This is a genomic window from Achromobacter xylosoxidans, from assembly GCF_002192695.1.
Classification (GTDB): domain Bacteria; phylum Pseudomonadota; class Gammaproteobacteria; order Burkholderiales; family Burkholderiaceae_B; genus Achromobacter; species Achromobacter xylosoxidans_C.
This window is the reverse complement of record NZ_MTLG01000002.1, coordinates 47,098-59,462: the sequence shown is the minus strand read 5'-3', so window position 1 is coordinate 59,462 and position 12,365 is coordinate 47,098. Positions and strand designations below refer to the sequence as shown.

12 protein-coding genes are annotated in these 12,365 nt (G+C 67.3%); 5 read left to right on the top strand and 7 right to left on the bottom strand.

The window, feature by feature from the left end; genetic code table 11:
• Positions 1 to 2: 2 nt before the first annotated feature.
• The 7 genes from BRO63_RS00810 to phoB form a co-directional block, all read right to left on the bottom strand.
• Entirely contained in the window at positions 3 to 548 is a 546-nt protein-coding gene (locus BRO63_RS00810) for a sigma-70 family RNA polymerase sigma factor (protein ID WP_088138090.1), read from the bottom strand.
• Between the two features lie 177 nt (positions 549 to 725).
• Positions 726 to 1,925, bottom strand: a complete 1,200-nt coding sequence (gene serA / locus BRO63_RS00805; RefSeq protein ID WP_088138089.1) for a phosphoglycerate dehydrogenase — start codon at positions 1,923 to 1,925, stop codon at positions 726 to 728.
• A 170-nt stretch (positions 1,926 to 2,095) separates the two neighbouring features.
• Positions 2,096 to 2,554 carry a DUF411 domain-containing protein gene (locus BRO63_RS00800; protein ID WP_088138088.1) on the bottom strand — a complete coding sequence of 153 codons (459 nt, stop codon included), beginning with the start codon at positions 2,552 to 2,554 and terminating at the stop codon, positions 2,096 to 2,098.
• A gap of 75 nt (positions 2,555 to 2,629) precedes the next feature.
• Complete coding sequence (locus BRO63_RS00795) at positions 2,630 to 4,030, bottom strand: heavy metal sensor histidine kinase (RefSeq protein ID WP_088138087.1); 1,401 nt, start codon at positions 4,028 to 4,030, stop codon at positions 2,630 to 2,632.
• Positions 4,027 to 4,716: a heavy metal response regulator transcription factor gene (locus tag BRO63_RS00790; RefSeq protein ID WP_054454998.1), complete on the bottom strand. Its 690-nt coding sequence runs from the start codon at positions 4,714 to 4,716 to the stop codon at positions 4,027 to 4,029. The genes BRO63_RS00795 and BRO63_RS00790 overlap by 4 nt, the downstream gene beginning before the upstream one ends.
• Before the next feature lie 59 nt (positions 4,717 to 4,775).
• Positions 4,776 to 6,083 carry a phosphate regulon sensor histidine kinase PhoR gene (gene phoR, locus BRO63_RS00785; RefSeq protein ID WP_088138086.1) on the bottom strand — a complete coding sequence of 436 codons (1,308 nt, stop codon included), beginning with the start codon at positions 6,081 to 6,083 and terminating at the stop codon, positions 4,776 to 4,778.
• A gap of 12 nt (positions 6,084 to 6,095) precedes the next feature.
• Positions 6,096 to 6,794, bottom strand: a complete 699-nt coding sequence (phoB, locus tag BRO63_RS00780) for a phosphate regulon transcriptional regulator PhoB (protein ID WP_006227196.1) — start codon at positions 6,792 to 6,794, stop codon at positions 6,096 to 6,098.
• Between the two features lie 161 nt (positions 6,795 to 6,955).
• Between phoB and ubiE the strand changes: the two genes are divergently transcribed.
• The 5 genes from ubiE (at position 6,956) to BRO63_RS00755 (ending at position 12,364) form a co-directional block, all read left to right on the top strand.
• The gene (gene ubiE, locus BRO63_RS00775) at positions 6,956 to 7,732 is read left to right on the top strand and encodes a bifunctional demethylmenaquinone methyltransferase/2-methoxy-6-polyprenyl-1,4-benzoquinol methylase UbiE (protein WP_013391251.1); all 777 of its coding nucleotides are present in this window, start codon (positions 6,956 to 6,958) and stop codon (positions 7,730 to 7,732) included.
• Positions 7,733 to 7,909: 177 nt separating this feature from the next.
• Complete coding sequence (locus BRO63_RS00770; protein ID WP_088138085.1) at positions 7,910 to 8,920, top strand: Tim44 domain-containing protein; 1,011 nt, start codon at positions 7,910 to 7,912, stop codon at positions 8,918 to 8,920.
• Positions 8,921 to 9,105: 185 nt separating this feature from the next.
• Positions 9,106 to 9,744 (top strand): ubiquinone biosynthesis accessory factor UbiJ, encoded by a 639-nt coding sequence (locus BRO63_RS00765; protein WP_088138084.1) that lies wholly within the window; start codon positions 9,106 to 9,108, stop codon positions 9,742 to 9,744.
• Positions 9,745 to 9,747: 3 nt separating this feature from the next.
• Positions 9,748 to 11,301: a ubiquinone biosynthesis regulatory protein kinase UbiB gene (gene ubiB, locus BRO63_RS00760; RefSeq protein WP_088138083.1), complete on the top strand. Its 1,554-nt coding sequence runs from the start codon at positions 9,748 to 9,750 to the stop codon at positions 11,299 to 11,301.
• A 184-nt stretch (positions 11,302 to 11,485) separates the two neighbouring features.
• Positions 11,486 to 12,364, top strand: coding sequence for a ferritin (locus BRO63_RS00755; protein WP_088138082.1), 879 nt, complete (start codon positions 11,486 to 11,488; stop codon positions 12,362 to 12,364).
• The last annotated feature ends 1 nt before the right edge of the window (position 12,365 follow it).

Sequence of the window (12,365 nt, the reverse complement as noted above, 5' to 3'; positions counted from 1 at the left end):
GGTCAGGGCCTGTGGATACCGGACGAAGCCAGCCCGGCGTCGATCAGCGCGAGATGCAGCATGGCCTGAGCCAGGTACTTCTGCACCATGCGCATGGACACGCCCATGTGGTCAGCGATCTCGCGGGTGGAAAGCCCATGTATCTGGGCCTGGATGAAGGCTGTGCGCACCTTTTCCGGCAGGCGCCCCAGCCATTCGCCGACTTCCATCAGGGTTTCGATGACCAGCGACTGGTGCTCCGGAGACGGCGCATAGGACATGGGCTGCGCAGCAAGGCTTTCCAGCCAGGCGTGTTCCACTTCCCGCCGCCGCCAGAGATCGGTGCATAAGCCTTGCGCCATGGTGCGCAGATAGGCGCGAGCGGCGCCCGCACTGGCAAACCCGTCGGGCGCCGGCCGGACGATCAGACGCAGGAAGGCGTCGTGCGCCAGGTCGGCGGCGTCAGCGGCGTTGCCCAACCTGCGGCGCAGCCATCCCAGCAGCCAGCCGTGATGATCGCTGTATAGAGCGTGCAGGTCTTGCTGCACGGGGAGATCGGCGGCGGACATCGGGCAACCCAGGCGCGAGATGTGCGCCCCATTTGGTAAGAGTGGGAATGGTTATCGTTTATAACTGAAGTCTGCCGCATTGCGCAATGCCGATACGCGTGGGGAGCTGGACTGCTGTTGGAGCGCGGCAGCAAGAAGGCCCGCTTGCGCGGGCCCTCTCCTTCCATCTCGGCGAACTTACAGCCGGTCGCAGCGGACCGTAATGGGATGGTCGCGTAAGGTGGTCATGACGACGTCGTTGACTTCGCCTTCCACGTCGGTGATCACGTAGCCGATCTGGCCGCGGGTCTGCAGGGTCTGGCTGACGATGTTCAGGCCGTGCTGCGCCATCAGGTTGTCCAGCGTGCCCAGCGCGCCTGGAGCGTTGCGGTGCACGTGCAGGATGCGCGTGCCGCCGGCCGGTTCCAGATACGGCAGTTCGGGGAAGTTGACCGCGCCCTTGGTGGTGCCGGCCTGCAGGAAGCGCACCAGCTTCTCGGCCACTTCGCGGCCGATGTTCTCTTGCGATTCCTGCGTGCTGCCGCCGATGTGCGGGGTCAGGATCACGTTGGGCAGGCCGATCAGCGGGCTGGCCAGGGGCTCGTCCGCGCCCTTGGGCTCGGTCGGGAAGACGTCCAGCGCGGCGCCGGCCAGATGGCCGGATTTCAGCGCCGCGTGCAGCGCGTCGATATCCACCACCGTGCCGCGCGAGGCGTTGATCAGGATGGCGCCACGGCGCATGCGTCCGATGGTTTCCGCATTCATGATCTTTTCGGTGGTCTTGCCGCCCGGCACGTGCAGGGTCACCACGTCGGCCTGCTCCAGCAGCTCGTTGAGCGTGGCGGCGGGCCGGGCGTTGCCCAGCGGCAGCTTGGCTTCGACGTCGTGATAGACGACGCGCATGCCCAGGCCTTCGGCCAGCGTGCTGATCTGCGAGCCGATGTTGCCGTAGCCCACGATGCCCAGCGTCTTGCCGCGGGTTTCGAATGCGCCCGCGGCGCTCTTGTCCCAGTGGCCCAGGTGCACGCGTGCGTTCTTTTCGGGAATGCGGCGCAGCAGCAGGATGGCTTCGCCCAGCACCAGTTCGGCCACCGAGCGGGTGTTCGAGAACGGCGCGTTGAACACCGGAATGCCGCGCTGCATGGCCGCGTCCAGGTCGACCTGGTTGGTGCCGATGCAGAAGCAGCCCACGACGCGCAGGTCGGGGTTGCCGGACAACAGGGCGGCATCCAGGTGCGTGCGAGAACGGATCCCCGCCACCTGAGCGCCGCGCAGGGCGTCGCTCAGTTGCGACGCCGGCAGAGCGGCGGCATGCGTGACGATGTCGGAGTAGCCGGCGGCTTCAAAAACAGCGCGGGCGCTCGGGTGGATGTTCTCGAACAGGACGATTTGTGCCATGACAGCCTGAGGGGTGGGTGAGGAATCCGTTTTATTGATTGTGGCCCATTTTTGCTGCAGTGCAAGGAGTAGCCATTGGGGCGGTGTGGATGAATTGTTTCAGGTGCGCAAACGACTCGGGCATCGCCCGCAAGGAGGCGATGCCCGAACAGGACTTCGAGGATTGCGCTTTACCGGTAGGCCTGGAAGACCTTGGCGCCGCCTTGCTTGTCCACCAGCACCACGTCGTGCGGCGTCTTGCGACCGCCGTACTCGGGGCCGTCCATGCCGGGGGAACCCAGCGGCATGCCGGGCGCGGCCAGGCCGGCGGCGTCGGGTTTTTCCAGCAGCAGGCGGCGCACGTCGCTGGCCGGCACGTGGCCTTCGACCGCATAGCCTTCGACCGCGGCGGTGTGGCAGGAGCCGTAGTTGGCCATGCCGGCGTTGCGGCGGATGGGGCCGGTGTCCTGGACGTCGTGGGTGGTGACGGCGAAGCCGTTGTCGCGCATGTGCTTGACCCAGTCTTCACAGCAGCCGCAGGTCGGGGTCTTCCAGACTTCGACCTTGACGGGCGTCTGGGCGGTGGCGAAAGCGGGCGCGCACAGGGCTGCGGCAAGGGCCAGGCGGCGCGTGAGGCGGGTAAGGTTCATGATGCTCCGTTGCGGGACGATGTGGTTGCAAGCGTACTGTAGAGGAACGGGAGTGACCCCATTCTGTCCTGAACATTACGATTTTGTAATGTTGGCCGCAGTGGAGCTGCCCTCGGGCGCGCGCAGCGTGATGCCGACCACGGTGCCGTGCGCGCCCGAGGCCGCGTCGACCTCGCCGCCATGCATGCGCGCGATGGCGCGCACGATGGCCAGGCCCAGGCCGTGGCCTTCGCTGCGCGGCGCGCGTGCCTGGCTGGAGCGGAAGAAGCGGTCGAAGATGCGGGGCAGGTCGGCCGACGGGATAGGCGGGCCGGGGTTGCGCACTTCCACCCGCGCGCCCGCGGGCGAAGCCGAGCAGGTCAGCACGATTTCGCCGCCGCGGGGCGTGGCCTTGATGGCGTTGGAAATCAGGTTGGCCAGCGCACGGCGCACCAATCCCGCGTTGGCGGCCACCGTGGCGTCGCCCACGCAGCGCAGGTGCACGCCGCTTTCTTCCAGCGTGGCTTCGTAGTATTCGGCCACGCGGCGCGCTTCGGCGGCCAGCGACACCGGCGCCAGGTCCGCGGCCCGTTCGCCGCGGTCGGCGCGCGCCAGGAACAGCATGTCATTGACCAGGGTCTTCAGGTCTTCCAGTTCTTCCAGGTTGGATTCCAGCGCGTCGCGCAGTTCGGCCGCGTCGCGCGGCGAGGACAGCATGACCTGCGTGCCGTTGATCAGCGTGGCCAGCGGCGTGCGCAGCTCGTGCGCGACGTCGGCGTTGAAGCCTTCCATCTGCTGGTAGGCGGCCTGCAGGCGCTCCAGCGTGCGGTTGAAGGAACGGACCAGCTCGTGCAATTCGCGGTCGGTGTCTTCCAGCGGCAGGCGCCGCGCCAGATTGTCGGGCTGGATGCTGGCCGCCTGCTCGGACAGCCTGCGCGCTGGCGCCATGCTGCGCCTGACTGCCCAGGCCGCCAGCACCACGGTCGCGCCTACCCATAGCGCGCAGATCAGCACCAGCGCAGTGCCGTAGGCGTAAAGGAACTGCGAACTGGTGCGCGTGCTGACCGCCACGGTCAGTTGCGCGCCGGGCAGGATGCGGTCGTTCATGGCGACCCGCAGGCCGCGCATGCGGCCGCCGTCGGCGGTCTGCAGCACGACCTGCCTGCCGTCGCCCGTCGCCAGCGTTTCGGGAGCGGGGCCGCCGTACACGGAGTGGCCGTGCGCATCCACGATCCAGATGCCGAGCTGGCCTTCGCCCGCGCGCATCTCGTCGAAGGTGGCGGCCAGATCCTTCAGGCCGCGGGCGTTGTTCTGCATGTCGATCAGGTGATCGATCAATTCCAGCTTGCCGCTGACCTCGGTGATCTCCTGGCGCTCCACTTCGCGCTTGAGCGCCCAGAACAGCGTGGCCCCCGCCAGGCTGGACACCAGCAGGGCGATGGCGCCCAGCAGCAGGGTCAGCCGCGCCTGCATGGAGCGCACGCGCAGCGGCTTCATGCGGGGCGGCTGTCCGCGGGACGCGATTCCAGCACGTAGCCCATGCCGCGCACCGTATGCAGCAGTTTGGTGTCGTAGGGGTCGTCCAGCTTGCTGCGCAGCCGCCGCACCGCCACGTCGATGACATTGGTGTCGCTGTCGAAGTTCATGTCCCAGACCTGCTCGGCCAGGGTGGTGCGCGACAGCACCTGGCCCTGGCGGCGCAGCAGCAGGGCCAGCAGATTGAATTCCTTGGCGGTCAGGTCCAGGCGGCGGCCGCCGCGCTGGGCGCGGCGGCGGGCCAGGTCCAGTTCCAGGTCGGCCAGGCGCAGCAGGGTGGGTTCCTGCGAACGCCCGCGGCGCAGCAGCGCCTGCACCCGCGCCAGCAATTCCGAAAAGGCGAAGGGCTTGACCAGGTAGTCGTCGGCGCCGCCCTCCAGGCCGCGCACGCGGTCCTCGACCGCGTCGCGCGCGGTTAGCATCAGGATGGGGGTGTCCTTCTGTTCGCGCACCGCGGCCAGCACGCCGAAGCCGTCCACGCCCGGCAGCATCACGTCCAGCACGATCAGGTCGTAGACGCCTTCCAGCGCCAGATGCAGGCCGTCCACGCCGTCGCGCGCCAGGTCCACGACATGGCTTTGCTCCGACAAACCCTTCTTGAGGTAGTCGGCCAGTTTGGGTTCGTCTTCGATGACCAGGATGCGCATGGCCGAAAATTTACCATCAGCGCCGCGCCAGGGTCCGTTCCCGGTGCGGCGCTGGCGGTTCAGGCCGGGCTGTCGATGGCGATGCGGTCGGGCGGAAAGCGCAGCGCGAACACGCTGCCCTTGCCGGGTTCGCTGGTGATCACCAGTTCGGCGTCGTGGCGCATGGCGATGTGCTTGGTGATCGCCAGCCCCAGGCCGGTGCCGCCCACCGCGCGCGAGCGGCCGCGGTCCACGCGGTAGAAGCGTTCGGTCAGGCGGGGCAGGTGGCGCGCGGGGATGCCGATGCCGGTGTCCTGCACGCTGTAGCGCGCGCCGCCGTCTTCCTCGCGCTCCCAGCGCACGGTGATGGTGCCGCCGTCCGGCGTGTAGCGCACCGCGTTGGTCAGCAGGTTGGACAGGGCCGAGGTCAGCTCGGTCTCGGCGCCCAGCACGTCCAGGGACTCGTCGATGTGCCATTCCAGCAAGTGGCGGCCGCCCGACAGCGCCTCGATCTGCTGGCGCGCCTTCTGCAGCAGCGCGCCCATGTTGACCGCGCGCGGGTCGCTGCCCGGCGAGGATTCCAGCGTGGACAGGGTCAGCAGGTCTTCGACGATGGCCTGCATGCGCTGGGCCTGCTCGTGCATCATGTCGATGTACTGCTCGCGCTGTTCGGCGGGCAGGGCGTCGGCCGGCATGTCGCGCAGGGTTTCCAGAAAGCCCGCCAGCACCGTCAGCGGCGTGCGCAATTCGTGCGAGACGTTGGCGACGAAGTCGCGGCGCGTGGTTTCCAGACGTTCTATCTGGGTGACGTCGCGCGTGATCAGCAGGCGCTGGTTGCTGGCGTAGGCCGTCAGCTGCATCATCATCAGCCGCTCCTGGCCTTGCTGGCCCAGGCGCACCAGGATGGGCTCGGGCCAGGACGGGCGGTGCGCGTATTCCACGAATTCGGGCGCGCGCAGCAGGTTCAGCAGGTTATGGCCGCGGTCGGCCGGCAGGCGCAGGCCCAGATGCTGGCGCGCCATGCGGTTGCACCAGTCGATCTGGAAATCCTCGTTCAGGGTCACCGCGCCGTCCGGCAGCGCCTGGGCCGCGGCCAGCATGCCCTGCATGGTGTTCTGGGTTTCGTTCAGTTCGCGGGCCCGGGCGCGGGTGTAGCGGTACAGCGGGGCGAGGATATCGTCCCAGGGCCCGACCGAAGCGGGCGGCGAGGTGTCCGGGTGGTTCGCCCAATGGGACACCAGGTGCAGCCGCCAGCTGCGCCAGAGCAGCATGGCGGCCAGCGCGAAGGAGAACAGTATCCAGCCCGCCGGGTCTCCTATGAGCCATTGGGCCAGCAATGCGGCAACCGCCCACAGGGCGACCAGGAAAAGAGTGCGCAGCCAGATCATCGTGCGGGAGTTTTACCGCGTGGGGAGCTGGGCCGTAAACCGGTAGCCGCTGCCGCGGACCGTTTCCACGTGCGCGTCGTGGCCGCTGGGTTCCAGCGCCTTGCGCAGGCGGCGGATGTGCACGTCGACCGTGCGCTCTTCCACGAAGACGTGGTCGCCCCAGACCTGGTCCAGCAGCTGCGAGCGCGAGAACACGCGTTCGGGGTGCGTCATGAAGAAATGCAGCAGGCGGAATTCGGTGGGGCCGATCTGCAGCGACTGGCTGTTGCCCGACAGGCGGTGCGTCACCGGATCCAGCTTCAGGCCGCCCACGTCGATCACGTCGTCGGTCAGCTGGGGCGCGCGGCGGCGCAGCACCGCCTTGATGCGCGCCATCAGCTCCTTGGGCGAGAAGGGCTTGGTGATGTAGTCGTCGGCGCCGGCTTCCAGGCCGTCCACCTTGTCTTGTTCGGAGCCCTTGGCGGTCAGCATGATGACCGGGACGGCGCGGGTGCGCTCGTCGTTGCGCAGCTTGCGCGCCATGGCGAGGCCGGAGGTGCCGGGCAGCATCCAGTCCAGCAGGATCAGGTCGGGAAGTTCGGCGCGGATCAGCGTCTGGGCCTGGTCGGCGTCGAAGGCGCGCAGCACCTTGTGTCCGGCGAAGGACAGGTTGACGGCGATCAGTTCCTGGATGGCGGGTTCGTCTTCGACGACGAGGATGGTGCTGGACATGGCGGATTGGGCACACTTCTGAGCGCCGGCGCGGCGCGAACATTGCGATAGTATGGCCGCAATATTTCAGGTATGTGACCGCCGGGCGTCATCGTCGGCGTCCAGCGGCCGCCCGAGGGAGCCCGATAGGCTACCATTGAACGATATATCGGGAATTCACCATGCAAAACCCCTCCGAATCGCAACATTCCGCGGATTCCGCCTCGCAATCGACCCATTTCGGCTTCCAGACGGTGCCGGAAGGCGAAAAGGCCCGCAAAGTCGCCGAAGTCTTCCATTCGGTCGCCCAGCGCTACGACGTCATGAACGACTTCATGTCGGCCGGGCTGCACCGCGTCTGGAAGGCGTTCACCATCGGCCGCGCCGCCATCCGTCCCGGCATGAAGGTGCTGGACATCGCCGGTGGCACGGGTGATCTGGCCAAAGCCTTCGCCAAGCGCGCCGGCCCCACGGGCGAGGTCTGGCTCACGGACATCAACGACTCCATGCTGCGCGTCGGCCGCGACCGCCTGACGGACGCCGGCCTGCTGGTTCCCACCGCCGTGTGCGACGCCGAGCGCCTGCCGTTCCCCACGGGCCATTTCGATCGCGTCAGCGTGGCTTTCGGCCTGCGCAACATGACCCACAAGGATCGCGCCCTGGCCGAAATGACCCGGGTCTTGAAGCCGGGCGGCAAGCTGCTGGTGCTGGAATTCTCGCGCGTGGCCAAGCCGCTGGCCCCTGCCTACGACTGGTATTCCTTCAACGTGCTGCCCTGGCTGGGCAAGAAGGTCGCCAAGGATGAGGCCAGCTACCGTTATCTGGCGGAATCCATCCGCATGCACCCCGACCAGGAAACCCTGGCCGACATGCTGCGCACGGCCGGACTGGACCGGGTGCAGTACTTCAATCTGACCGCCGGCATCGCCGCCTTGCACGAAGGCGTGAAACTGGGCTGATCCGCGCCAGCCATCCGGAGATTTCACCGCCCCTGCGGGAACTTGTGGGGCGGCGTCTTGTCCGTTATTCTTACGGTATTCAGATTAATGTAAGAAAAGTCGCGACGAAGGTCCCGCGGTCCGTGGGACTTCCTGCTGCTCGGGGCGGCAGGGGCGCGAGTACGAGGGAGCAAACCTATGTCCAAATTCTGTCTTTCGCGGTTTGTCGCCGCGGCGCTGATCGCCGTTTCCGGCGCGGCACTGGTGACGGCGTCGTTTGACGCCGAAGCCCGCCGCGCCGGCGGCGGCAGCAGCGTCGGCCGGCAATCCTCCAACGTGACCCAGCAGCGCCAGGCGACCACGCCGCCGGCCGCCGCGAACAACACGGCGGGCGCCACCGCCGCTCCGGCAGCCGCCGGCGCGGCCACGGCCGGCGCCGCCACCGCGGGCGCCGCCGCCAAGAGCGGCGCTTCGCGCTGGCTCGGCCCCATTGCCGGCATCGCCGCTGGCCTGGGTATCGCCGCGCTGCTCTCCAGCATGGGCCTGTCGGGCGCTTTCGCCGAGTTCCTCGGTTCCGCGCTGCTGATCGCCGCGGTCGTGTTCGCCGTCATGTTCATCATCCGCCGCCTGCGCGGCGCCGGTCCGCGCACTGCCACGCAGGGCGCGTTCAACGGGGCCAACAACGCTCCGGGCCAGCAGCAACAACAGCCGATGTGGCGCGAAGCGCTGAAGCCGGCGGCTCCCGCCGCTCCGGCAGCGGCTCCGGTCGCCGCCGCTGCGGCGCCGGCCGCGATGCCCAAGGCGGGCGACGACAACAACTGGTTCGTGCCGGGTGACTTCGACACGCCCAACTTCCTGAAGCAGGCCAAGGAGCAGTTCGTGCGCATCCAGGCCGTTTGGGACAGCGGCAGCACCGAAGGTCTGCGCGACTTCCTGACCGACGACCTGATCACCGAGCTCAAGCCGCAGCTGGCCGAGCGCGGCGCGGCGCCCAACAAGACCGAAGTGGTCCTGCTGAACGCTGAAATGCTGGGCATCGAAACCGTCTCCGACGGCCACCTGGCCAGCGTGCGCTTCTCCGGCATGCTGCGCGAAGCGCCGGGCGCCGAGGCCTTCCGCTTCGAGGAAGTCTGGAACCTGTTCAAGCCCGCCAATGGCGGCTGGCTGCTGGCAGGCATCCAGCAGATCCCGGTGGATCTCGCCAGCTAAGCCTGGCCGGCCGGGGCCGATCCCCACCTCCGTTGCGGATGCCGCAAGGCATCTGTTTGAACCGGCCCTCACAGGGCCGGTTTTTCCATGTGCTTGCGCAAAACACCCAGTCATCTAACCCGTTACACTCCCGATTTACCCATTAACTTCGGCCACCCCGGTAACCGGGGCCGTTGCAGACCGTCATGCTGCCTTTTCCGTTCCTGCCCACCCCCTCGCGACTGGCTGTAAGCGCGCTCAACGCCCTGTTGCGGCGCGAGGATTGGGCGCGCGCGCGTCTGGTCCGGCATGCGGGCAAAACGGTGCGTTTCGCGCTGGGCGGCTTCAGCCTGGGCCTGACCATCGACAGCGACGGCCTGGCGGCCCAGGCCGATGCGGCCGTGGTGCCCGACGTGACCCTGACGGTCGCGCCTGAAAAACTGCCGTTGCCGCGGCTGGGCGCGGACCGCGAGCGTCCCGATTTCGCCGAGGCCACCCATATCTCGGGCGACGCGGCGCTGGCGCAGGTGGTTTCCGATCTGTCCAAGCAACTGCGCTGGGATCCGGAGGACGCGCTGGCCCGGGTGGTGGGCGACATCGCCGCGCTGCGCCTGGTGGGCGGGGCGCGTGCCGCCGCCGGCGGTGCGCGCACGGCCGGCCTGCGCCTGGCCGAGAACGTGTCGGAATACCTGTCCGAGGAAAGCGGCATGCTGGCCAGCCGCCCGGCGCTGGAGCAATGGCGCCTGGACCTGGCCGAACTGAACGCCCGCGCCGACGCGCTGGCCCGTTCGGCTGCCGCGCTGCAAACCCGTCTGGCATCCGCCGGCGCAAAGCGGGGCGCCTGATACATGTTTCCCCTGCTGCGCCTCTTTCGCATCATTGTGGTTTCGCTGCGCTATGGCCTGGACGAGCTGGTGCTCTCCAGCCTGAACCATCCGCTGGCCACCTGCCTGCTGCGCGTCATCCGCCTGGGCACGCGTCCGCGCAAGCCGCGGGGCTTGAGGCTGCGCCTGGCGCTGGAATCGCTGGGTCCCATCTTCGTGAAGTTCGGACAGGTGCTGTCCACGCGCCGCGACCTGATTCCCGCCGACATCGCCGACGAGTTGGCGCTCTTGCAGGACCGCGTGCCGCCGTTCCCCTCGGCGCAGGCGGCGGCCTGCATCGAGGCCGCGCTGGGCGCGCCGCCCGAGAAGCTGTTCGCACAGTTCGAAGTGGACCCGGTGGCTTCGGCCTCGATCGCCCAGGTGCACTTCGCGGTGCTGCATGACGGCCGCGAGGTCGCGGTCAAGGTGCTGCGCCCGGGCATGCTCAGCATCATCGAGAAGGACCTGTCGCTCTTGAAGGTCGTGGCGCGCATCATCGAGCGCCTGGGCGCCGACGGCCGCCGCCTGAAGCCGCGCGAAGTCGTGGCCGAGTTCGACAAATACCTGCACGACGAACTGGACCTGGTGCGCGAAGCGTCCAACTGCAGCCAGCTGCGCCGCAATTTCGGCCCCGAGTCCGGCCGCGGCGACATGCTGATCGTGCCCGAGGTGATCTGGGAATACACCGCGTCCACGGTGTTCACCATGCAGCGCATGTACGGCATGCCGGTGGGCCAGGTGGAGCGCATGCGCCAGGCGGGCATCGACATCCCGACGCTGGCGCGCACCGGCGTGGAGATCTTCTTCACCCAGGTCTTCACCGACGGCTTCTTCCACGCCGACATGCACCCGGGCAACATTTACGTGTCCGACCGTCCGGAAACGCTGGGCAGCTACATCGCCCTGGACTTCGGCATCGTGGGCTCGCTGTCCGAGTTCGACAAGAATTACCTGGCGCAGAATTTCCTGGCCTTCTTCCACCGCGACTACCGCCGCGTGGCGCAGCTGCACATCGAGTCGGGCTGGGTGCCGCCCGATACGCGCGAAGAAGAGCTGGAGGGCGCCGTGCGCGCCGTCTGCGAACCGTACTTTGACCGGCCGTTGTCGGAAATCTCGCTGGGGCAGGTGCTGCTGCGGCTGTTCCAGACTTCGCGCCGGTTCAATGTGGAGATCCAGCCGCAGCTGGTCCTGTTGCAGAAGACCTTGCTGAACGTCGAGGGATTGGGCCGCCAGCTCGATCCCAACCTGGATCTCTGGAAAACCGCCAAGCCCTATCTGGAACGCTGGATGCGTCAGCGCGTCGGATTCAAGGGCTTGCGGCAGAGCCTGGAAAAGGAGGCCGCGCAGTGGTCGCAGATGCTGCCCGCCTTGCCCAGGCTGGTCCATGACCATCTGAGCCGTCCCAATGTGTCGCCCGCCTTGCTGGCGGAGATGATCCAGTTGCGGCGGGCCCAGGAACAGAACAACCGGCTGGTTGCAGCGCTGGTTGGGGTGGCGGCGGTCGCCATCGGGGTCGCGATATGGGCCTTGACCCGATAGGCGGCGCGATGATCTAGACGGTATCTGTCATGTTTCATTCATGAAACGGTCATCATAGCTTCGCGGTACACGGCGAAAAATAGCGCTGCGGTGGATGAATGCAGCGCCCTTGCCGGCAGCGCGCGCGCCATTCTTAATTTCTATATCTATAGCCCCACTAGCGGGACGAATACAAGGGCAGACCATGCTTTATCCTGAACTCTTCAAGACCATGGAAGCCGTGCGCTGGAACATGGCGCATGACATTCCCTGGGGTGATTTCGATCGCAGCAAGCTCTCCGACGAGCAGGCCCACACGATCAAGATGAACGCCATCACGGAATGGGCCGCCTTGCCGGCCACCGAAATGTTCCTGCGCGACAACCGCGGCGATAGCGATTTCTGCGCGTTCATGTCGGTGTGGTTCTTTGAAGAGCAGAAGCATTCGCTGGTGCTGATCGAATACCTGCGCCGCTTCCGCCCGGACCTGGTGCCCACCGAGGAAGAGCTGCACAACGTGCGCTTCGAGTTCGACAAAGCGCCCGAACTCGAAACCCTGATGCTGCATTTCTGCGGCGAGGTCCGCCTGAACCACTGGTACCGCCGCGCCGCCGAATGGCACACGGAACCGGTCATCAAGGCCATCTACAAGACCGTGGCCCAGGACGAAGCCCGCCACGCCGGCGCCTACCTGCAGTACATGCGCCGCGCGCTGCACGACCGCGGCCAGGACACGAGCGAGCAGGCCCGCCTGGCGTTCTCCAAGATCGGCGTGCTGATGGCCTCGGCCGGCCGCACGCAGCAGGCCCTGCACCCGACCAACCTGCACGTGAACAAGGACCTGTTCCCCAACGACACGGTGCAGTCGCGCCTGCCGGAACCGGGCTGGCTGGAGCACTGGCTGGACACGCAGATCCGCTTTGACGGCGAGTGGGAGCAGAAGGTCGCCACCCGGATCCTGCACATCCTGTCCAAGCTGATGGACCGCAGCTTTGAAACGGTGAAGGACCTGAACCGCTACCGCAAGGAAATGACGGCCCTGATCGTGCCCAAGGAAAAGCAGATCATCCTGGGCGGCGCCTGAG

Bases quoted from the DNA above. Each gene is read 5' to 3' on its own strand.
- BRO63_RS00810 (WP_088138090.1), bottom strand. From the start codon at position 548: ATGTCCGCCGCCGATCTCCCCGTGCAGCAAGACCTGCACGCTCTATAC.
- serA (WP_088138089.1), bottom strand. From the start codon at position 1,925: ATGGCACAAATCGTCCTGTTCGAGAACATCCACCCGAGCGCCCGCGCT.
- BRO63_RS00800 (WP_088138088.1), bottom strand. From the start codon at position 2,554: ATGAACCTTACCCGCCTCACGCGCCGCCTGGCCCTTGCCGCAGCCCTG.
- BRO63_RS00795 (WP_088138087.1), bottom strand. From the start codon at position 4,030: ATGAAGCCGCTGCGCGTGCGCTCCATGCAGGCGCGGCTGACCCTGCTG.
- BRO63_RS00790 (WP_054454998.1), bottom strand. From the start codon at position 4,716: ATGCGCATCCTGGTCATCGAAGACGAACCCAAACTGGCCGACTACCTC.
- phoR (WP_088138086.1), bottom strand. From the start codon at position 6,083: ATGATCTGGCTGCGCACTCTTTTCCTGGTCGCCCTGTGGGCGGTTGCC.
- phoB (WP_006227196.1), bottom strand. From the start codon at position 6,794: ATGTCCAGCACCATCCTCGTCGTCGAAGACGAACCCGCCATCCAGGAA.
- ubiE (WP_013391251.1), top strand. From the start codon at position 6,956: ATGCAAAACCCCTCCGAATCGCAACATTCCGCGGATTCCGCCTCGCAA.
- BRO63_RS00770 (WP_088138085.1), top strand. From the start codon at position 7,910: ATGTCCAAATTCTGTCTTTCGCGGTTTGTCGCCGCGGCGCTGATCGCC.
- BRO63_RS00765 (WP_088138084.1), top strand. From the start codon at position 9,106: ATGCTGCCTTTTCCGTTCCTGCCCACCCCCTCGCGACTGGCTGTAAGC.
- ubiB (WP_088138083.1), top strand. From the start codon at position 9,748: ATGTTTCCCCTGCTGCGCCTCTTTCGCATCATTGTGGTTTCGCTGCGC.
- BRO63_RS00755 (WP_088138082.1), top strand. From the start codon at position 11,486: ATGCTTTATCCTGAACTCTTCAAGACCATGGAAGCCGTGCGCTGGAAC.